The organism is Deltaproteobacteria bacterium (assembly GCA_016874755.1).
Classification (GTDB): Bacteria; Desulfobacterota; Binatia; order UBA9968; family UBA9968; genus DP-20.
On record VGTH01000052.1, the window covers coordinates 15,265 to 35,956 of the forward strand.

Annotated in this window: 22 protein-coding genes; 7 read left to right on the plus strand and 15 right to left on the minus strand. The window is 56.9% G+C overall.

All coding sequences use genetic code 11. The features are described 5' to 3' along the window. Nucleotides 1–126 precede the first annotated feature (126 nt). Nucleotides 127–690 carry a peptide-methionine (R)-S-oxide reductase MsrB gene (gene msrB, locus FJ145_23040; GenBank protein MBM4264286.1) on the plus strand — a complete coding sequence of 188 codons (564 nt, stop codon included), beginning with the start codon at nucleotides 127–129 and terminating at the stop codon, nucleotides 688–690. Nucleotides 691–1,016: 326 nt separating this feature from the next. On the opposite strand, the gene FJ145_23045 is transcribed toward msrB, so the two are convergent. The 6 genes from FJ145_23045 to FJ145_23070 form a co-directional block, all read right to left on the minus strand. Further along, nucleotides 1,017–2,039, minus strand: coding sequence for an SMP-30/gluconolactonase/LRE family protein (locus FJ145_23045; GenBank protein MBM4264287.1), 1,023 nt, complete (start codon nucleotides 2,037–2,039; stop codon nucleotides 1,017–1,019). 168 nt (nucleotides 2,040–2,207) lie between these two features. Beyond that, nucleotides 2,208–3,917, minus strand: coding sequence for an SMP-30/gluconolactonase/LRE family protein (locus FJ145_23050; protein ID MBM4264288.1), 1,710 nt, complete (start codon nucleotides 3,915–3,917; stop codon nucleotides 2,208–2,210). An 8-nt stretch (nucleotides 3,918–3,925) separates the two neighbouring features. After that, entirely contained in the window at nucleotides 3,926–4,789 is an 864-nt protein-coding gene (locus FJ145_23055) for a hypothetical protein (protein ID MBM4264289.1), read from the minus strand. A gap of 59 nt (nucleotides 4,790–4,848) precedes the next feature. After that, nucleotides 4,849–5,325 carry a heme-binding protein gene (locus FJ145_23060; protein ID MBM4264290.1) on the minus strand — a complete coding sequence of 159 codons (477 nt, stop codon included), beginning with the start codon at nucleotides 5,323–5,325 and terminating at the stop codon, nucleotides 4,849–4,851. Nucleotides 5,326–5,413: 88 nt separating this feature from the next. Next, entirely contained in the window at nucleotides 5,414–5,806 is a 393-nt protein-coding gene (locus tag FJ145_23065) for a hypothetical protein (protein ID MBM4264291.1), read from the minus strand. Between the two features lie 148 nt (nucleotides 5,807–5,954). Next, nucleotides 5,955–7,364, minus strand: coding sequence for an alkaline phosphatase (locus FJ145_23070; protein ID MBM4264292.1), 1,410 nt, complete (start codon nucleotides 7,362–7,364; stop codon nucleotides 5,955–5,957). 212 nt (nucleotides 7,365–7,576) lie between these two features. On the opposite strand from FJ145_23070, the gene FJ145_23075 reads away from it, so the two are divergent. Further along, on the plus strand, nucleotides 7,577–7,801 hold the full coding sequence (locus FJ145_23075) for a hypothetical protein (protein ID MBM4264293.1): 225 nt from the start codon (nucleotides 7,577–7,579) through the stop codon (nucleotides 7,799–7,801). A gap of 44 nt (nucleotides 7,802–7,845) precedes the next feature. On the opposite strand, the gene FJ145_23080 is transcribed toward FJ145_23075, so the two are convergent. The 8 genes from FJ145_23080 to FJ145_23115 form a co-directional block, all read right to left on the minus strand. Further along, on the minus strand, nucleotides 7,846–8,286 hold the full coding sequence (locus FJ145_23080; GenBank protein MBM4264294.1) for a hypothetical protein: 441 nt from the start codon (nucleotides 8,284–8,286) through the stop codon (nucleotides 7,846–7,848). 498 nt (nucleotides 8,287–8,784) lie between these two features. Then, on the minus strand, nucleotides 8,785–9,606 hold the full coding sequence (locus FJ145_23085; protein ID MBM4264295.1) for a DUF3891 family protein: 822 nt from the start codon (nucleotides 9,604–9,606) through the stop codon (nucleotides 8,785–8,787). Between the two features lie 362 nt (nucleotides 9,607–9,968). Next, the gene (locus tag FJ145_23090) at nucleotides 9,969–10,145 is read right to left on the minus strand and encodes a ribbon-helix-helix protein, CopG family (GenBank protein MBM4264296.1); all 177 of its coding nucleotides are present in this window, start codon (nucleotides 10,143–10,145) and stop codon (nucleotides 9,969–9,971) included. 44 nt (nucleotides 10,146–10,189) lie between these two features. Beyond that, complete coding sequence (locus FJ145_23095) at nucleotides 10,190–10,630, minus strand: hypothetical protein (protein ID MBM4264297.1); 441 nt, start codon at nucleotides 10,628–10,630, stop codon at nucleotides 10,190–10,192. A 115-nt stretch (nucleotides 10,631–10,745) separates the two neighbouring features. Continuing rightward, nucleotides 10,746–11,837 (minus strand): hypothetical protein, encoded by a 1,092-nt coding sequence (locus tag FJ145_23100; protein MBM4264298.1) that lies wholly within the window; start codon nucleotides 11,835–11,837, stop codon nucleotides 10,746–10,748. Between the two features lie 206 nt (nucleotides 11,838–12,043). Then, on the minus strand, nucleotides 12,044–12,565 hold the full coding sequence (locus FJ145_23105) for a MaoC family dehydratase (protein ID MBM4264299.1): 522 nt from the start codon (nucleotides 12,563–12,565) through the stop codon (nucleotides 12,044–12,046). After that, nucleotides 12,566–13,765: a CoA transferase gene (locus FJ145_23110; GenBank protein MBM4264300.1), complete on the minus strand. Its 1,200-nt coding sequence runs from the start codon at nucleotides 13,763–13,765 to the stop codon at nucleotides 12,566–12,568. Between the two features lie 122 nt (nucleotides 13,766–13,887). Beyond that, on the minus strand, nucleotides 13,888–14,133 hold the full coding sequence (locus FJ145_23115) for a hypothetical protein (protein MBM4264301.1): 246 nt from the start codon (nucleotides 14,131–14,133) through the stop codon (nucleotides 13,888–13,890). A 142-nt stretch (nucleotides 14,134–14,275) separates the two neighbouring features. On the opposite strand from FJ145_23115, the gene FJ145_23120 reads away from it, so the two are divergent. Genes FJ145_23120 through FJ145_23140 form a run of 5 tightly spaced genes read left to right on the plus strand, consistent with a single transcriptional unit; the run spans nucleotide 14,276 to nucleotide 18,808 of the window. Then, nucleotides 14,276–15,082 carry an ABC transporter ATP-binding protein gene (locus FJ145_23120; protein MBM4264302.1) on the plus strand — a complete coding sequence of 269 codons (807 nt, stop codon included), beginning with the start codon at nucleotides 14,276–14,278 and terminating at the stop codon, nucleotides 15,080–15,082. Beyond that, nucleotides 15,079–16,071, plus strand: coding sequence for an ABC transporter substrate-binding protein (locus FJ145_23125; protein MBM4264303.1), 993 nt, complete (start codon nucleotides 15,079–15,081; stop codon nucleotides 16,069–16,071). Before FJ145_23120 ends, FJ145_23125 begins: the two co-directional genes overlap by 4 nt. Before the next feature lie 56 nt (nucleotides 16,072–16,127). After that, complete coding sequence (locus FJ145_23130; protein MBM4264304.1) at nucleotides 16,128–16,874, plus strand: ABC transporter permease subunit; 747 nt, start codon at nucleotides 16,128–16,130, stop codon at nucleotides 16,872–16,874. Then, entirely contained in the window at nucleotides 16,871–17,668 is a 798-nt protein-coding gene (locus FJ145_23135; GenBank protein ID MBM4264305.1) for an ABC transporter permease, read from the plus strand. Before FJ145_23130 ends, FJ145_23135 begins: the two co-directional genes overlap by 4 nt. Before the next feature lie 45 nt (nucleotides 17,669–17,713). Next, nucleotides 17,714–18,808, plus strand: a complete 1,095-nt coding sequence (locus FJ145_23140) for an amidohydrolase (GenBank protein ID MBM4264306.1) — start codon at nucleotides 17,714–17,716, stop codon at nucleotides 18,806–18,808. A gap of 96 nt (nucleotides 18,809–18,904) precedes the next feature. Here the strand turns inward: FJ145_23140 and FJ145_23145 are convergent, their stop codons facing one another. After that, nucleotides 18,905–20,500, minus strand: a complete 1,596-nt coding sequence (locus tag FJ145_23145) for an AAA family ATPase (GenBank protein ID MBM4264307.1) — start codon at nucleotides 20,498–20,500, stop codon at nucleotides 18,905–18,907. Nucleotides 20,501–20,692: the final 192 nt, after the last annotated feature.

A 20,692-nucleotide genomic window follows, 5' to 3' on the forward strand; every position in this document is an offset into this window, starting at 1 on the left:
TGTGCTGCCCGCGTATTCAATTCAAACCGGTTCTTGCTGATTTAGATGCGCGACGCCGGACAAACGGTGCATGGCGGCTTGGGATCGAAAGCGACTGGCATCGAACAGGCTTGAAAGGAGATGACTATGACACGTCGTGGGCTATTGAAAGGAATCTTCGCCGGTGGTTTGTGGTCCGCGTGGCATGGCTTGGCGCTTTCAGCCCAGCCATCTTCTCTGAAAGAGATCGAAGCATTGCAAAAAAACTGGAAGACGTTGCTCGCCGCTGGCACCAAGGTGCCGCTGCCGACGGAGCCGCTCAAACTAACCAAAGAGGAGTGGCGCAAGCGGCTGGACGCGCAACAGTTTCACATCTTGCGCGAGGAGGGCACGGAACGCCCAGGGAGTAGCCCGTTGAATGGCGAAAAGCGGCCGGGAGTTTTCGCCTGTGCCGGCTGCGACCTGCCGGTTTTTACTTCCGAAATGAAATATGAAAGCGGCACTGGCTGGCCGAGTTTTTTCACGACCATTCCCGGCGTGTTTGGCACCAGCACAGATTTTAAACTGCTCCTGCCGCGCACCGAATATCACTGTATCCGCTGCGGCGGCCATCACGGCCACGTTTTCAACGACGGCCCCCAGCCCACCGGCCAACGCTGGTGCAACAACGGCCTGGCGCTGAAGTTTGTTGCGAAAAATTTACGGAGTTAGGGTTGGTGACCACCGTGGGGATTTCCCCCGTTTGACGCGGCATGCGTGCGCGGCGTAGCGGCTCGGCTTCGGTGAAAATAAGGCGACGGCGGAAGGCAATAGGGCTCTCTGCGATGAGCAAGGCTTTTAAGCCCTCGATCGGAGTCGTGAAGTGAGGTCGGTGTAGAAAACGTGACGGGTCCTGACTCCACACTAGAATTGAGAGATGCCATCGACGTGCGAGGTGTTCGGCAGTGGCGCCGATAAACGCATGTTCCTGTTTGTCGTCTAGCGTCTAAGGTTTGGCGCCAGACGCTAGACGCGAAACCCTAAACGTCTAGCCCTGCTCACCAACCCGCGCCCTTGGTCGCCAATTTCAGCCGAAACACGTTTGTGTTCGATGTAATGAAGAGCGACGAGCCATCTTCGCCCCAAGATACGTTGCCGGTCGGAACGCCGGTCTCGATGCTGCCGAGATGCTTGCCGTCTGGTGAGAATACATAAATGCCGCCAGGTCCGGCGCCGAAAATGTTTCCTTCGCGATCGACCTTCATGCCGTCGGGTGCACCGGGTTTTTTACCTATCAAGCCAGTTCCGTTGAACAGAACTCTACCGTTTCCGATCGTACCGTCGGCTTTCACGTCATAAACCATCCAGCCGGCAGTGGCTGCGTCGGAGTTGCTGATGTAGATTCTTTTTTCGTCCGGTGAAAAGGCGATACCGTTGGGTGCCTTGATGTCTTTGGCTAGCAGCGTGAGCTTGCCGCCTTTGGAGTAACGGTAAACTCCTTGGAACGGCGTCTCTTTGCGCGGATCGTCAAAGGCTTTCGGCAAGCCGAATGGCGGATCGGTGAAATAGAGATCGCCGTTAGATTTGAACACAACGTCGTTGGGGCTGTTGATGCGCTTGCCCTCGAAGCGGTCGACCAGCGTGGTTTTCGTGCCGTTCTTTTCCAAACGCGCGATGCGGCGGTCGCCATGTTCGGCGAGCACGAGCCGTCCGTCTGGGTCGAAGGTCAGGCCGTTGGAACCTGGCTCTGGCCCTTCAAATGGACCCTTTCCTGTGTAGCCGCTGGGATGCAGGAACACGCTGGTGCCTTTGCCTTCCTGCCATTTGACTACGGAGTTGGTCGGAATGTCGGAGAAGAGTAAGTAGCCTTCCTTGCGATTCCATACCGGCCCTTCGACCCATTTGCGGCCGCTGACGATGCGTTCGACTTTGACATTGAGCGGCACGAGCTTGTCGAAGCGCGGATCGAGCCGGACGATGTTGATCTCCTGGACCGGCTTGGCTGGCTGGGGCTGGGCGAACGCGGTAGCTAGACTGGACAGAACGAAAGCAACGATCAAGATGGTCTTGAAGTATTTCATTGATGTCTCCGCCAAACTATTTTCGATCATCGAAGAAACCACGCAGATACTCGCCGCAGCCGCCGCACAAAAGTTCTACACTGCTCATGCCCATGCCTCCCCAAAACGCGCCCCAGGATTGCGAGGTGCATGATTCGGCGTTAGGCACGATCAGCCGTGGTGAATAACTCATGGTCTTACGCCGGCGACATTCAGCGGCATACGATAGAGCGTGTTCTGTGCGGTGATGTAGAGCGTCTTGCCATCGGCGCCGCCCCAGGCGAGGGTGTGCGGATTTTTCGGTGCTTTGATTGTGCCCAAGTGTTTTCCTTGAGGCGATAGGACCCAAATGCCGCCCGGGCCGCAGACGTAGAGATTCCCTTTTTGGTCGACTTTGATCCCGTCAATAGCGTCTTCCCCTAATGCTTTGGTCATGTCGAAAAATACTTTCCCATTGGACAAGCTCGCGTCGGCGCCGGCTTCGTAGCGCATGACGACTTTTTTCGCTGGGTCCCAGTTGCCGACGTAGAGATATTTTTCGTCAGGCGAGAAGGCGATGCCATTGGGGCCTTTCAAGTCTGTGCTGACCAGCTTGAGTCTGCCGTCTTTCACGCTAAAGACGCCGCTGTAGGGCAACTGCTTGCGCGGATCGTCGTAGAATTTCGGCAGGCCAAACGGCGGGTCGGTGAAAAACAGCGCGCCGTCGGAACGATACACAAGGTCGTTGGGGCTATTCAAACGCTTGCCTTCATAGCTGTCGGCGAGCACCGTCACGCGGCCGTCTTTTTCGATGCGAGACACTCGGTGGTTGCCATGCTCGTTGATGGTCAGTCGGCCTTGTGGATCGAGGGTGAGGCCGTTGGACCCTGGCTGAAAGTATTCGGCCAAGTCTTTGCCGGAGTAGCCGCTGTTGGTTTTGAAAGTCGATAGCTTGCCGTCGCCGCCATACTTGTAGATCGTATTGGCGTTGGGGTCGCTGAAAAGCAGGTCGCCGCTTTTGGTCCAGATCGGCCCCTCGGTGAATTGAAAACCTTCGGCGAGCTTAAAGATTTTGGGATTGAGCGGCACGATGGCGTCGATCGCCGGATCGTTGCGGATCACTTCGACGTTGACTTCGTGCGGGGTGACAGCGAAGGGTTGCGCCGACACTTTGTGGAAATCCAGTTTGGCATAATGCAAGTAAATGTAATTCGTTGGTGATCCCGAGATCGGTCCGTTGACGCCGAATATCGCCAGTTGAATGGTTTGTCCCGGCTTGACGCCGCGGCCGATGATCAGGCGGTTTTCCGCGTTCCAACCCTTGATCACGGATCCGCCGCTTTGACCGGCGGCGCGCGGAATTTCACCGTCGACCCAAATCTCTGCGTAATCGTCGAGAGAAGTGGAAAAGACGATCGTCGAGCCTTTCGTGTCGAAGCTGCCGATGCGCTCCGGGACCGTGATTTTGATGCGGTACCAGTTGAAGGCGAGCTTGCCGGCGGAGCGGCGTTTTTCGAGGGTGGTCGGATCGATCACCTCCCATTTCGAATCGTCAAAGTCGGCGCGCCCCCCGTGCGGTGTGAAATCGTAGGCTTTGTTCGGTTTGGTCGACGGTTGGCCGTCGGCACCCGGTGCTGTGAAATCGACCTCGATGATCTTCGTGTCGCTGTGGCGCCATTGGCCCTGGACCGCTTGCGCGCCTTCTTTGGTGCCGAGATCGACGGTGGCTTCGGGTTTGCGCTTGAGCAGAGCGTCGTCGTTGGGGGCGGCGTGGGTCAGGCTTGCCGCCAGGATCAAGGGCACGAAGGTCAGCGCGAAACGCAAGACGATTTCCCCCTTTGTCAAAGGGGGGTGGGAAGCGAAGCCTATTGAGAAGCGGAGCAGCCTTCGTGCGCCTTTGAATAGATCAACAGTGTGCATATTTATCCTCAGTTCGCCGTTCTTACTTTGACAACATAATAATTCAGCGGCCCTTTGACCTCTTTGAACCAGTGCGGAGTGCCGTGCGGCACGACGATGACGTCGCCCTTCGTGATGGTGCGGCTCTCGCCGCCCTTGACGTCTTTGCCACGGATTTCTTCGGCCTCGATGTCCTTGCCGTCGACAAGGGTGCCGCCGGTCACAAAAGTCGCGCTGCCTTCGAGCATGTAAATGATATCTGTGTCTTTGGTGTGCACTTCGACGACACCGGGGGCATCGCGGTGGCTGGCGTGAATTTTATAGTTGGCGATTCCCAGCAGCGGCATGCCTTTTTCAAAAGCCTTGCTCACCTGGGCGGCAGGAATGTATGTAGCTTTCGTTCCTGCTGGTTTCGCCATTGAGGTCTCGGCAGCAAACGCTAGTACGCCCGCTTTGGCGATGTCTTCGTCTTCCTGGGGCGTGTTGCCGCTGACACCAATGGCGCCGATGGTTTTGCCTTCGTGAATCAGCGGCAATCCGCCTTGCAGCGGCGTCGCGCCGGGCAGCACGAGTGAGGCGACTCGGCCGTTCTTGATCTGTTCTTCAAATACTGCGCTTGGGCGGCGGAAGATTGCCGCGGTGCGCGCTTTGCCGATGCCGACGTCGACGCTGGCGACTTGGGTATCGTTGAGCCGCTTGAGGACGATCGGGTAGCCGCCATCGTCAACGACCGCAATTACCACGGTGGCGTTTCGTTTCAGGGCTTCTGCCTGGGCTGCCGCTGCGACTCTCTCCGCAGCTTCGAGGGTGAGGACTTTTTTCTCAGTGAGCTGAGCAAAACCACTCGCCGGTAAGGCTAATGCGATAGCCAATAATCCTACAATACGCTTCATATCTCTTACTCCTGTTCTAACGTTGAATGTTGAACCCGGAATCTTGAACCGCGCGCGCCTTAGCGCAGTGCATTCGCGCCTGCAATGGCCAGATCTTCATCTTGCTGTGCGCTCGCTGCGCCGCTGACACCAATGGCGCCGACGATCTGACCGTCGACCATGATGGGCACGCCGCCTTGCAGCGGGGTGAAATCGCTGAGGGATGTCATCGCCGTGCGACCTTTGTTGATGATTTCTTCGAAGGCCTTGGTCGGCCGTTTAAAGATGGCGGCCGTGCGCGCCTTGCCGATGGAGATGTTCGCTCCGGCGGCAAAAGTCCCATCGAGCCGCTCGGCGGCCATCAGGTTGCCGCCGTCGTCGACGACGGCGATGGCAGCGCCGGGCGCGTTGAGCTTTTTCGCTTCGGCGACCGCGGTCGCGATGACTTTCTTGGCGCCCTCGAGAGTCAATCCTTTCTTTTGCACCGTCTGCGCGCTTACAGCGGTTGAAAGGCCGAAGACCAATAGCAGAGTGGAAACAGCTGTGAGAGTTTTCATGGCAATTCCTTTGAATGTTTCGAAATCTTTGTGCAGACCGGGCCCGGGGGAAGAAAGGCCCAGCCTGCTGCCGCAGGGGGAGGCGGCGTTACATGACCGGTTTGTCGAAGGAAGCTTCGCCGAGGCTGGCTTCGGCCCAGGCGCACCAGATCACGACTTTAGAAACGTCATTCACGTAGTCGGGCAGGGTGATCTTGCGATTCATCTTGTTATCTTTGAGGGCAATCTTTTGCAGCATGAACACGGTGCCCTTGGAGTCGATTACTTGCCAGTGCGGATCGGGGGCGTCTGGCGTTTTGAAATTGTCGGAGAGCGCGAGCACGATCTTACCGCCCTCCTTGGAAGACGTGACGTGCCCCGTGTTCGCCTTGGGTCCTTTGAAAGCGCCGCTCTTCATCATCATTTCCGCCGCATAGAGCTGACCGGCGAAAAGCATGCCCGCGCCTAGCGCCACCGATAAAAGCTTACCCTTGATATTCATCTCTGCCTTCTCCTTTGATTTCGGCCTGCTGGCCGTGTTTGGCAGGTTAGATGGAACTGGCGGCAAAGAAGATGCAGGGATAGTGGATAATTGAAAATGGAAAATGTCGGACCGAGGAACGAAGGGGAGGCGACTTTATCGCGCTTGACTAGTTCATCCCATAGGCCTTGCGGATGATTCTTGCCACGTCGGTGTTATCGAGCAGGCCGCGGACTTGTTCAGCGCCGGGGCCGTAGCCGTAGAGTGGCACGGGCGAGCCTTCGTGGCCGTAGGTTTTTTCTGAGCGGCCATGGATGTCGGAGGAATTCCAGTTCAAGCCGGCGCGGTGGGCGATCATGGCGGCGATTTCCCAACCGCCGCGGCCGATCACCGATTGCAGCGCTTTGTGGGTGACGCCGCCCACATGCGCGCCTTTGGGATTGCGGATGCTCTCAATCTCCGCGTCGCTTATGTCGATGCCCGCCTGATCGCGCAGGATTTCGCGCAGGTTCGCCATCCCAGGTTTTAGCCGTCTGATCATTGCGGCAATCGAAGATTTCGCCGCGGCGAGGGTTTTGAGATTGATAGGTTCCGGAATGCTCAAGCCGCCCGCAGCGTGATCAGCGGTGACCAACACGAGAGTGTCGTTGCGCCGTTGCGCATAGTCGAAGGCGACCTTGACCGCGGCATCTAGCGCAATGACCTCGCGCACCAGCGTCGCGCCATCCCAGGCGTGGGCGGCCACGTCGATCAGCCCTGCCTCTACCATCAGAAAAAAACCGTTGGGGTTGCGGCCGAGGATTTCCAGCGATTTCGCCGTCATTTCGGCCAAGCTCGGTTCTCTCTTTGCGTCACGGTCGATTTCAAACGACATGTAGCTGGGCGTGAATAATCCCAGCACTTTGGTCGTCGATGTCGCCTCGATGGCAGTGAGCTCATCGCGCGAGCGCGCGACACGATAACCGCTCTTGCTTGCCGCCGCGAGATGATCGCTTTCATCGGCGCGCGCGCTGCCGCTGGTGGACTTGGGAATCCAGTGGCGCAGGCCGCCGCCCAGCATCACATCGACGCCGGTCTTCAAATAGGACGCCGGCACGTCATTCTCCCACCGCGCGCCGATGGCCTCGCGGGGCACGTTCAAGTGCGCAGCAAACACCGCCGGCGTGGCATCGGTGATGCGCGAAGTGGAGACTAGGCCGGTGGACTTTCCGGAAGCTTTGGCTTCCTCCAAGACCGTGCTCAGAGGTTTACCGTCGGGATCGACGCCGATGGAGTGATTGTTAGTTTTTTCCCCGCTGGCCATGGCTACGCCGCTGGCGGCCGAGTCGGTGACCACTTTGTCGAGTGCATGGGTTGTCATCGCTGTGAGATAGGGCGGGTGGTCCATGTGCAATTTCCCGCCCGGGCCGACGCTAGCCAGGCGCGCCAACGCCAGCTCGGAGAACCCCATGCCATCGCCGATCAGCAAGATTACGTTGCGCGCTTTTGGCGCAGAAGATTCCGGTGCGCGGGCGGCGCAGCCGGATACGACGATCAAAAAGAAAAATAGGATCGAGGACGGGCGTAGTTGGGTTGGCATGACGGCATAGCTACCGCGAATACGGTGGACTTGGCAATCGGACTCTCGTTGGATGAGGGAACAGTCGCATTGAGGCAGACGCTGAGTTCATAAGTTGATGCACCGAAAATTCGTGATTGCCGGTGCACACCGAATGTTGCTATCTAACGAGTCGCGTTGGCCGAAGCGTCGACGTGTAGTGGCCACGGGTTGGCCCCTGCGGTGTTCCGATCATGAACAAGAAATTCACCATGCTGCGCATCAGCTCTGTTCTGATACTTCTGATCGCCTGCCTGCACACGTTTTTCATTCTCATCGGCGGACCGCCGCTGAATCAGTTTGGCGCAGGAGCGTACGATGATCGCATGGTAGCGCGGCTTAACTACGACTTTTACGAAAGCAACCAGGGACGACCGTGCCTGCCAGACGTTCGGCGCGCCGCTCCATATTTCGCCTGAGAAGCTTGATGCCTGCAAACGAAACCTTTGCTCAGGACCCAGGTTCAAGCAACAGCACCAATCGCCGCTCGGCGATGACGACGATGTTCAGCACAAGCAAAATCGCCGCGGGAGCGATGCTGGCCGGCTGCATGGTGGCGTGGAACAGCACTATGCCGATGGTTATCGGCAGCTGCAGCGTCGCCGGTGGGCAGCGGAAACAAATGAAGAAAATAATTCGAGCCAAAAACGAGCAAGGGCAAGGCGGTGAAAAAGGCCCATTTCGCCGCGCCAAAATCGATTGTCCGCTGGCGCAGGAAGTAACTGGTCGAGACCAACGTGCCGACGCTGCCCTGCAGTTTGTTCGTTGCCACCGCCGTTGCAGCTGGCACACCGGCGAGCAGCAGAGCGGGAATGGTCAACAAGCCGCCGCCACCGGCGATGGCGTCGACCCAACCGGCGACCGCGGCGACCGCAGCCAATAGGCAAAGAACATCGAGTTCCAATGTCGTAAATGTTTTCGCGGCGCCGTGAAATGTCTTTGGAGGTCGACCTTCGCGCTATCGTCACTTCTGATTGTGGTGTCCTGCGTGACCGCCAGAGTAGCCGCGCAATTTGACGTAGCCGGCGATCTGTTCGTTGGTCAGTATTTTGGTTTGCTCTAGGTGTGCATGGAATAGTACGGTGGTTCGGGTGTCGGGGCGAATTTTGCTGAAGTGCTCATATTTGCTGGTGAGTGTTTGTTAAAGCGCCTGTTCTGCGCCGCACTTTTTTGTCCCGACCCTCCACGCTTTGCAGTGATTTGCGGCGGCCTATTAGGTGTGATCGATCATGTAGGCTGCGCCAATGAGCAGAGCGACAAATGGCACAAGGCGAGGGCCGCAACATAGCGCCATTTACGAGGCACCGCGTGGCGTAGCCAGTTACTATGTGGTGCAGGTCGTGGCGATTTGCAGCAAAGCGCTGGGGGCAGGCACGGAGCCGGTCCCCTGCTTCGGGTTTTTCTACTCCGACGCCTGAAACGTCAACAACTGCCGCGCCGCCTTGTGATAGGCCTCGGCGCAGGCCGCTTCGCTTTTTTCACTCGGCGGTGCGACGATACGTGCGCGCGCGGAGAATTGTATAGGGCTCACGTCGAATGGGTACGGGTCGATGATCACGCCGCCTTTGGCATTTGGTTTGATCGTCAGGGTCACGGTCTCTTTGCTGTCGTAGGAAACGCGAACCGGGGCAATTTTATATTCTTTAAATTCAGTGTCGTTGGCGTAGCCATCACAGCAGAAGTAGAGCGACAGCAGATCGAAAATTTGCAGCGCCATGTAGTTATAGGCGAGCTCGTTTTCGAAATTCGGGATTCGTGACGCCAATCTTTGCTTCATTTGTTCTTGGTGCGCCTCCAATTCTTTTTTGGCGTTTTGCACGGCTTGGCTGCGCTCGCGCAACCGGCCCGCGGGCGCGGTCAATACATTGTAGCGGTTGTGCCACAGGCCCGTGCGGTGCATCGACACCAGCAATCCGGCGTATAGATCCTGCAGGCTCAGCCATTCGACGTTTTTCATGTAGGCCTTGAGTTCGGTTGCTTCGAAGTTGGGAACCTCTTCGCGGTGGGCGTAGGGGCGGCCTTTTTCGACATTCATCGGTGGGTTGCCTTCGAATTCGCGATAACCGCTGTCATGGTAGGTCGTAGCGAAGACCATGGTGTCGTAGGGGCGGAGTTTGGAAAAGCGATTGTTGCCCCAGTGGGCGGCGAACTGCGCTGACAATTCAGCGTGGTCTTCTTGCAGGCTGACGTAGGAACGGCCGTCTTTGAGCTCTCGGATAACCATGGGAGTGCCTCCTTTAAGAGTTTGCCCTCACCCTGATACTCTCCCATCGGAATGTCATCGGAATGGGCGAGGGAACCAGACAATGAGCGAGATTTATAGTTGCTTCGATGCATATCAAAAGTTTCTCTGGCGCAAAAGGATAAAAGAAGCACCGAGGAGCTGAATTGACGGATTCCAAAAGAACTTATTAACAGTGGCAAAAGCAAAACTGGAAATTACCGCGCACACCGGCTTATTGTAGGGATAAGTCGTGACCTGTCCCTGCGGCAAAGGGCAGCAACATGAACAATCTCGACGAACTCAATACCTGGCTGGCCGAACGCAACCTCGGCGGGCACTGGGCGATTCGAAACGACCAAGGCTCAATTAAGCAGTTTGGTTTGGGTCTCAGCTACATCAGCAGGGCAAATATCCGTAATGGCAGTAGCTTCTAGATACTGACAAACAGCTTCTTCGATGAGCTCGGACAAATCGCGATTTTGCTTTTTCGCCAGCTCGCGAAGCTCTTGCTCGACAATTCTGGGAAGATCAATGGTCATACCGCAATTCTAAACTTTGGCTAGTGGGCCTTCAATGGCGCGCCTTATCTAGGCGGCAAGACTAAAGTGCAAGCGCCAATCAATATATCCTTGTTGTCCTGGTTTTTGCCCGTCAGCTCACACTCAATCCACCGATCACTAGAATCCTCCGATTTCCGCACGACGCGCCCACCGAAGCTCATACTATCGCCTTCAAATGTCGAGTAAGTGTGACGCACGTTGATCTTACGCAGCCAACCGCGTGGACCGATCCAGTCGGTCAGCATGCGAATCAGCAATGCCTGGCGGTAGGCGCCGCTGGCGATGAAGGTTTTCAATCCATTGTGCTCGCGCACATGGTCGCGGTCGTAGTGGAGATGCTGCCAGTTCTCTTGCAGGCCTGCCCAGCGCACGGTGTCGACGATTGTTAATGGGCCATGCTGCGCGGTTGGAAGTGAATCCCTAACTTTCACATCTTCGAAAGAGATCGGCTGCTTCAAGCTCATCACACTTCCTTCAAGAAAGGACTGAAAAATACCCGGAGTCCTTCGACAAGCTCAGGACGAACGGATTCAGAGTTGAAATCGTTAGCAATAAAGTCCGTTCATGCTCGTCGAAGCATTAGGCTCTTTCAGAAGAATTCGTCAGGAGCTCTTCATTATGCTCACCTAGCTTCGGCGCTGGCTTCATGTTTTGCCCATGCATACTCGCGATCGCTCCTTGCGGAAACAGCAGCGAACCCAAATGGGGATGTTCGAGCGGTTTCAGATAGCCGCGGGCGATCAGTTGCGGGTCGTTGATCAAATCGAGCGTAGTCGATACCGGCGAAGCCGGAAAATGGCGGCGCTGGGCTTCTTCGACCAACTCATTCTTTGTGTGCGAATTCGCCCAGGCGAAAACTCGTTCCAGGATGAAATCGCGGTGCTTCATCTGATTGGCTTCTTCAGCCAAAGACGGATCGGCCGCCAGCTGTGGGTCCTGTACCCATTCGACGAATTTGACCCAACGCCCTGGTCGGTTGATCTGGCTAATTACCCAGTGGCCGTCTTTGCACGGCATGGCGCCCGAGACTGCTGTGATCGCTCCTTTGCTACCGCGCCGCTCGGTGATGACGCCTGAGAAAGAATACTCGACCATCGCTTGTTCCACGAAGCTTTCCAGTGCCTCGCGCAGCGAGACCTTAGCCGTAACGCCTTTCCCGGATTGCTGAGCGATTTGTAGTCCCGCTGTTATCGCGACAGCCACGTAAGTTCCGCTGGCGAGGGAAGCGAGGTGGCCGCCGAGCATCATCGGCGCGCCGTCGGGTTGGCCGGTGAGCGACATGAGGCCGGAACGGGCCAGGGCGCAGATTTCCGGTTCGTCACTGCCGGTGACTTTGGTGTAGACAAGTTTGGGATTGGCGCGAAATAGTTGGGTTTCTTCGATAGCGAAATTGCGATCCGTCACCAAGCCATTCGCAGTCTTTAGCAGTCGCAACAAGGTTTCTTTTTCGACGTCGCCATTGAGCTGCAAAGTCACACTTTTCTTGCCGGCGTTGATAAACTGGTGGTAGCAGCTTCCCTCGACTTCCGATTCATCGCTGAGAAATGGCGGCAAGCCACGCAATTTGTCTCCGCTCGGGTCTTCGATCCGAACAATCTCATGCCCGGCCTCGGCGAGCAGCCGCGTTGCGTAGGCGCCAGCGAGATCGGTGATTTCGATAATGCGCGCCATGCTATGCCCGCATTGACAAAAAAGATGCGCCCTGACTCGCTGCACAATCCTTGCGGGAGAGGGCGAGGGTGAGGGGTGGTACGAAAATACCCCCTTCCGCAATCCTTCCCCGCAAGGGGGAAGGACGCACGGATCTTGGTTCGAGTGATGATTCTAGTTGCCTCGGTTTCAAGGCCTTTGTCGCTGTAGTGTTCATCAAATTCTTTTCAGATCTTCTTTTCCGGAAAAAGCGCTATCGTGTGCCGTCGACGAAGCACCGTCTGACCAGCGGGATTCAGCACCTGCTCTTCCTGCGAGATGTAAATCCCAACACCGAAGCGGCCTTGGCGCGCGACGATATCGGTGATCACGCTCTGGCTCGACAGTTGTTCGTTAGGATAGGCGGGCAGCAGCCATTCGGTTTCGGAACCGGCGTTGCGCACGTTCGTGTAGTTCGGCGGCACTGGAACTCGGCGGCGCAAGTCGGGCTTGTCGTCTTTGGCCGTGCCATCATCGTTTTCCTTCAGGCTGAACGGCACCCAGCCCACAAGTGTGGGTGGTAACAGTCGCTGCTTATACCCCGCTTCTTTTGCGTAGGCATCGTCGAACCAAAGGGGGTTGCGGTCGTCGGTGGCGTCGGCGTAGCGGCGAATGTCCGAGTCGCCCATTACTAACAATGGGGTCAAGGGCGTTTTGCGGCCAATCCAGCTGCGGATTTCCGGTGTGACAATATCATTGGCATCCGCCATTTAGACCAACGCTCCCTTTTCTTGCAATGAATGTATTTCCTGGTCGGGTAATTTCAACCAATCGCGCAACACTTCCTCGGTTTGCTCGCCCAGGCTCGGCGCACTTCGCGGCTCGGGCAACGGCCCGGTGGAATAGTTAAATGGCAGCGCCGTTGTTAGCATTGTTCCGACGCGGGGCTCGTCCATCTTGTGAAAAACAGTCGTGCTAACTGAGTCGCTCATCAGATCGTCGATGCGCCGCACGCGCTCGGCGCAGACGCCGCCACTTTTCAACAGAGCCTCGGCTGCTTTGTGCGGCCGCTTCTTTGTCCACGCTTCGATGTGTTGATCAATCTCGTCGTGATGTTCCCGCCTGCCTTGTACCGATGCGAACCGTGCGTCCGATCCCCAGGCCGCATCACCGATTACCCGAAGCAACGCTTGCCATTGCTCATCGTTTTGCACGCTAATGGCACACCACTGGTCCTTGCCGGCGCAGCGGTAGACGCCTTGGGGCGCGACTTCTAAAGAGCGATTGCCGAGCCGCGGCGGTACCGTGCCATTCAGCGCGCTGGCGAGCAGCAATGGGCCAATCATCGATGCGCTGCATTCGAACTGGCTTAAGTCGAGCCGCGCGCCCTGGTTTGTTATATTTCGTTGCGTCAATGCCTGCTGCACGGCAAAACAGGCGTGCAGCCCGCCGACATAGTCGTTCCAAGAATTTGAGATCGCGGTCGGCGGGTCTCCCTCTGCGCCGGTAACGGTCATGAGTCCGCTATAGCCCTGCAGGTTCATGTTCATGCTCGTCCAGTCACTGCGCGGTCCAGAGTGGCCGTAGCCGGACATGCTAAGGTAAATGATTCCCGGATTAGACTTGCGCAGCTTTTCGTAGCCGAGTCCCAACCTCTCCAGAACTCCGGCGCTGAAGTTCTCTGCAATGACATCGGCCGACTGGGCAAGCCGCAAAGCGATGTCTTTCCCGGCCTCTTGTTTTAGATCGATCGCGATCGACCGCTTGTTGCGGTTGGTATTCAAGTAAGACGCGTGCCGCCCATCGGGCGCGACGTACCCCGACGGCCAAGGATAGTCGGGATGTTTGGTGCTCTCGACGCGCACGACGTCGGCGCCAAGGTCGGCGAGCAAGCGCGTACAAAACGGCCCGGCAAGCACATGGGTGAAGTCGAGCACGCGAACGCCGGTAAGCGGAGCTGTTGTTGTCATTTCACCGACGAATCTGACTCACCACGAAGGCACGATGGACACGAAGTTCGGAGACTATTATTTAATTTTTGTCTTCCCTTCGTGAGCTTCGTGTCTTCGTGGTGAGTATCATCCCTGTCATTTTACATGCAAACGTTGTAGTCGAGATCTTCCGAAATTATCGCATTGTTCGCGACGGCGCAGGGAACCAGGACATGTTCCGACGCAAGGCCATATTTGGTGAAAAAGCCGCGCGGTTCGGCGGCCACAGTAGGTAAGAATCCCAACGACACTGCCGACACGCCGATGCGGATTTTTTCCTGGCCAAGCGCAGGATTTTGGCCCACAGCGAGTAGTAAAAATGAGAGGGCGAAGGTGAGCTTGAGCATTGCGGCTTCTCCAATCGCACAGTTTTGAGGATATCGTTGCCTGTTCATAGAACTAATGTCACTGACCGTCAATGGCGGCTTCACGGAAAAGCATTTTCTGCTTGACGGCGAGTGTTGCCGGCTTTAATCTGAATCAACCTTCATGCTCAGTATCCGTCATATTAGCAAGGAGTTCGGCAATCCGGACGATGGCCTGGCAACGGTGCCGGCTGTGGACGATGTTTCCGTGGAAGTGCGCCAGGGCGAGTTCTTCTCTATTATCGGGCCTTCCGGCTGCGGCAAGTCGACGTTGCTGCGCATGGTCGGCGGTCTCGTCTCTCCCTCACGCGGCGAGCTCAGCATTGAAAACGATCCGGTGACCGGGCCGCACAAGTCGATTGCCGTGGTGTTTCAGGAGGAATCGACGTTCCCTTGGCGCACGACCTTAGCCAATGTCGAATTTGGCCTTGAGATGCGCGGTGTGGCCGCGGCGGCTCGGCGCAAGCAAGCCCAGCAGATGATTCAACTCGTCGGTCTTGGCGGTTTCGAGCAACGCTACCCTTCGGAACTCTCTGGTGGCATGCGCCAGCGCGTGGCGATTGCGCGGGCGTTGGTCCTGGAGCCCAAGATACTTTTGATGGACGAGCCGTTCGGCGCCCTCGACGAGCAGACGCGGATTATCCTCGGCGAAGAGCTGCTGAAAATCCGCGATGCGCTCAAGCAGACGATTATTTTTGTCACGCACAATATCAATGAATCGGTGCAGCTCTCCGATCGCGTCATGGTGATGACGGCGCGGCCGGGCCGAGTTAAAGCCATCGTCGATATCGACTTGCCCCATCCGCGCGATTCGTCCATTATCGCGTCAGATCGTTTCGGCAAGTTGGTGGCGCAAGTGTGGGGTGCGCTGAGAGAGGAATCGCTCAAGAGCTTTCGCCAAACCGAGAGTAAGATTCAGGGGGGATCATGAAGACTCGCAAAATTATCATGGCCGCAAGTCTGTTGCTATTTTTCGCTTCTCTAGTGCCGATGCAGGCGTGGGCCGCTGCAGCGCGCACGAAGGTCATCGTCGTCGTTCCCCATCGGGTGTTGTTCACCGTGGCACTGCCAGTCTACATCGCCCAAGAAAAGGGCTTCTATCGCGACAACAATCTCGACGTCGACGCGGTGTTTACCCGCGGCGGCGGCGAGAACGTCCAGGCAGTGGTTTCCGGCGATGCGCAGATCGGGCTTGGCACGGGCACGCTGGCGGTGATGAGCGCGTTTGTCAAAAAAGCGCCGATCAAAATCGCCGCCGCGGAAATCACCGGCATGGACACGTTCTGGTACGTCAATGCCAACACGAATATTCGGCGGCTCGAAGATTTGGCGGGCAAGAGAGTTGCCTACAGCCGGCCCGGGGCGTCGAGTCATATGGCCGCTCTGGCCATCGGCGATATGGTCAAGGCCAAAGGGGTAAAGCCGTCCGAGGCGGTTTCCATCGGCGGCATTCCGGAGAACTATACCGCGGTTCGCACCGGTCAGACCGATGCCGGCTGGTCGGTGGCGCCCTTTCAACTAGATCGAATCGAAAAAGGCGAGCTGCGCGTCGTGGTGCGCGGCGACGAGATCGCGTCGATGCGCGATCTGACGGCCCGCGTGCATTTCGTCAACAGTGAGTTCGCCGCGAAAAATCCCGAGGTCATGCGCGGCTTTTTCCGCGCGCAGCAGCGCGCGCTGGATTACATGTTCGATCAAAAAGAGGACGCCGCGAAGATTTGGATTCGCCGCGCCGAGCTCAAGTTTCCCGAATCGGCGGTGCTCAAGACTTGGGACTATTACAACAGAGCGGCGATGAGCCTGAAGCCGATTCGCGGCATACCGGCGATCATGGAAGACGGTGTGCGCAACAAGTTTCTTAATCAGCCGCTGACACAGGCGGAGTTGAATCAACTGATCGATTTGAATTACCTGCCGTAGCGCAGGTCTGTTTCAGCCGTTCAAACCGTTCAAGGCAAGGGAGGGTGCAGTAGGCGATGACGGAAAGCTCAAGACACACCTTTTGGCGCTTGAGCATCATCTTTGGTGTCCTGATGCTGATCGAGTCTGCCGTACGGCTCGGTTGGATCAGCACGTTTTTTCTTGCCGCGCCGACGCGCGCGCTGGTGGTGCTCTGGGAGCAGATTATCGCCGGCAAAGCCTTGGTTCTCACCGGCATTACGCTCTACGAAATTGCCGCATCGCTGTGTATCTCGGTGTTTTTCGGCGTGCTTGCCGGTTTTTTTCTCTGGCGCTACAAGTTGATCGGCACGAGCTACGAGATGTTTTTGGCGGCGCTGTTTTCCTCGCCGGTGATTCTTGCCTATCCAATTTTTCTGGTTACCTTTGGCCGCACCAGCGCGGCGGTCATCGCGCTCTCATCGATCTTCGGGCTGATTCCAATCATCATCAATACCAAGGGCGCCTTTCAGAGCGTCAATCCGATCTTGCTTCAGGTGGGCGCCAGCATGAGCCTGACCAGCCAGCAGATGTTTCGCCATATTCTGGTTCCCGCGGTGGCGCCCACGATTTTTAGCGGCATCCGCTTGGCGCTGACTTACATTCTCAAATCGGTGCTCGGTTTGGAGTACGTCGCGCAAGTGGGTGGGGTTGGGATGTGGCTTTCGGATGCCGCCTACAAGTTCGAGGTCGAAGAAGTATACGCCGGTTTGTTTGGCACGATCTTGTTGTCGATATTGTTTCTTTACCTTATCAACCGTTCCGAGGTCTTGGCACGGCGATGACGCGAGCCGCTGAAAAAACTTGGCTAACACCGACGGCTTTGCGCATCCTGACGCTGATCGCGTTGGTTGCTGTCTGGGAATTGATTGGCCGCACTGGGATTTTGTTTCCCGACCTGTTCCCCTCAGTTTGGGAAATCTTGCAATCGTTTTGGATCTATCTAACGACTCCGGTGGTGCTGCCGCATCTGAAGACCAGCGGCTATGAGGTCGGCGGCGCAATTTTGTTGGCGGCGCTGCTTGGCGTGCCGTTGGGGATTCTCTGGGGGAGCCGCAAGAGCTGGCTGGAAATCGTCGAGCCTTTGATCCTCTACGCCGCCGTTGTGCCTAAGATCGTGATCTTTCCCGTGTTCATTTTACTGCTCGGCATCGACGTGCAGTCCAAGCTCGCGGTCGGTGCCATCGCGGCGTTTTTTCCGATCTCGCTGCTAACCATTGCCGGTATGCGCGAAATCAAGAAAGTCTACGTCGAGGTGGCGCGCACGGTTGGCGCGACGCCGTATCAGATCGCCACGCGCGTCTACTTGCCGGCGATCGCTGGGCAGGTTTTCACCGGCATTCGCATCGGCCTGGGCGCCGCCGTGACCGGCGCTCTGCTGGCCGAAACAAAAATTGCCAAAGCCGGCTTAGGCTTTTTGATCGTCGAATATTACAATCAGTTTCGCATCGCCGACATGTATTCGCTGCTATTATTTATTTTCATCTTGGCGGCGCTGATCAACTGGGGTATGAAAACCTTATTCGCACGGCTCCTACCAGTGCCGAAGGGTGCGCAGGACCCGGGGTTGCTGTTTTAGCATGGCCGCAAAAAACGCAAAAGACGCATAAGCAGGAGGTCGCAAATGGCTAACCCAGATCTCATCGTTGACTCCGATGCTCACGTGGTCGAGTCGGCGCGCACTTGGGATTTCATGGACCCCTCGGAGAAGCAGTTCAAGCCGATTGCCCTGGAGGCGCGCGAAGAGGCCGGCGTCAAGCTGCAGTTCTGGGTGATCGATGGCAAGGTGCGAGGCCTGCGCTTTCCGGCGTTTTCGGCGGCGGAATTGGAGCGGCGTGCCCAACAGGTGGGCCGGAAGTTTGCCGATTCGAAAGAGTCCGCCGAACTGGGCAACGTCGATTTGCGGCTCGACTACATGGACCGCAATAACGTCGACGTGCAGGTGCTGCACAACACCATGTTTATCGAATCGTGCACCGAACGCGCCGCAGTCGAAGTCGCGCTGTGCAAAAGTTGGAACCGTTGGCTCGGCGATATCTGGAAACAAGCCAAAGGTCGACTGCGCTGGGCCTGCATGCCACCGACGCTCAGCATGACCGATGCGGTGGACCAGATTCGCTGGTCGAAGGAAAACGGTGCAGTGGCGGTGTGTTTGAGGCCCGTGGAAGGCAACAAACTATTGGCGGACAGCTACTTTTATCCGATCTATGAAACCGCGGAGAAGCTCGACATGGCGATCGCCATTCACATCGCCAACGGCAGCGCTTGGCTCAACGATCTCTATCGTCATCCGGTTTCCATCGCTGCGACGCTACACCGCTTTCGGGTGCCCACCGTGGCGGCGTTCAACGATATCTTGCTCAGCGAAATCCATGAGCTCTTTCCCAAGCTGCGCTTTGGTTTCATCGAGGCGAGCGCGCAGTGGTTGCCGTGGGTATTGCACGAAGCGAAGAATCGCTTCAAAACGCTGGGTCGGCCCTGGCCGAAAAACATCACCAAACAATACGGCATGTATGTCACCTGCGAAAACAGCGACGATTTGCCATACATCGTGCGCGAAGGCGGCGAAGATTGTCTGGTCATCGGCACCGACTACGGCCACACCGATACCTCCAGTGACATCGACGCGATCAAGATTTTTCGCCAGCGCAACGATATTTCCGATGGGGTGAAGAAGAAAATCCTGAGCGACAACGCCAAGGCGCTCTACGCGCTGTGAGCGTGCGCATCGTGCCATCAGCGCAAACGCGGCAAAGAGCTAACTTAGGGGCGACCCGTCGGTCGGGTCGCCCCTAAAGGATGGGCTCTAGGCGGATCAAAAAGTTCGAAAACCGCGGATCTCGCGCCGCATGGTGACTTCAAAATTGGCGCGCATCTGCTTGTTGCCGATCTCGGCGCCGACCGCTTCGACCAGGGCCAGGAGCTTCTTGCGTGGAAATGCCTCGCGGGTTTCTCCGAGTCCTTCGATGTGTTCTTGAACGACAAACTCCCCGATGGGGCCGAGCCCTTCGGTGGCCTCGTGGACCATGTAGTCGAAGAACTGCGGCGGCACGTTTGCTTCTTTAAGGATGATCGTGCGCATGCCTGCCGGGTTTTGCTCCGCGGTGGTTGTGAGCTCATCGATGGGCGCTGGTGCCGGAGTCTGGCTCAGCGGCGGCAGCACTTCTTGAGGAACTTTCACGGGCGCCGGTTGGGCTGGCTCGGGAGGTGCCAGATTAATGGTTTGCGCCGGTTGTTCAGCTGTCGCTTCTCTAGCGATCGGCGGTGGCAGACGAATGGCCGCCATGGCGGCCTTTAGCCGTTCAACATCGGCACGCTCGGGATGGGCGACCGGGTGCGTAACAGGCCGCTCACGCTTGGCCGCCAGGTCGGCCACTGCTTCGCGTGCTGCATGATCACGGTTCAAAATCGGACTGGGCTCGACGACACGGAGTGGCGTCGGTTGTTCGACCGCTGGTTTTGCTTCGCTTTGCGGCCGTTCCTCATTCTTTGGTTTTTGCTGCTTGGCAATGCTTAGATGCGGCAGCGCAGGCTCAACCGCCTCGACCTGGGCCGCGAGCCCATCACGACGCTCCAGCATGAGCAGTTCCGCCGCCCTGCGGACCATGTCAGCGGTGACTTTCTTGTTACCGCCAGCAAGCGCCAGCGAGAGTGAATTGTCGCATAACGCGTTGATTAAACGTGGGGTGCCCCCCGAATAGGCCCAAAGCTCGACGGTGGCATCGCGCTCGAAAATATCCGGCCCGACGTAGGCCGCGACCTCGAGCCGATGGCGCAAATAGCTCTCGACGTCGCCATGATATTGCAGGGGTGTAAGCCGATAATGCATGGCTAACCGTTGCTTTACCGGAGCTAACGAAGGTACTCCTAGCTGAGAGGCGAGCTCCGGCTCGCCAGCCATGACGATTTGCAGCAGTTTTTCCTTGTCGGTTTCCAAATTAGAAAGATCGCAAAGCGCCTCCAGCGCATCGTCATGCAGCTCTTGGGCTTCGTCGAGCAGCAGCGCCACGCTGCGCTTTTGTTGGAGCTGTTCGAAGAGGTGGAGCTCGAGGTCTTTATGCAGACGCAGAGCGCTTTTATCACCGACCTCGATGCCCAACTCTTCGCAGAGCCATTCCAACATATTGCTCGCAGTAACGTGGCGGCTCGATGATACTGAGATGAAATGGGTGCTCGGCAAGTGGCGCATGAGTTTGCGCAGTAAAGTGGTCTTCCCTGTGCCGGGGTCGCCGGTGACCAAGAGCATGCCTTTCTTCGCTTGCACGCCATGGATCAGCTGGCTCAGTCCTTTCATATATAACGAATGGTCGTAGAAATAACGTGGATCAGGCGTAACCCCAAAGGGGTTTTCGCGAAAGCCAAAATGCTTTTCGACCATCCCTTTACTATCTTCGTTGAAAGAATAGGTCATGCAACTCAATTCCTTAATGGCAAATGAAAGCCAAGACTGCAATCAGGATAACAATCCTGATTGCAGAGCTATGATCAAAGCGTGTGGAAATAGGAAATAGGTAGGCGTACCCTTTCGCGAATCTAAAAACGAAAGGCTGCCTGTTGGCGCAGGCAGGAAAGGATACGCCGATGAGAGAAAAGCACACTGAGG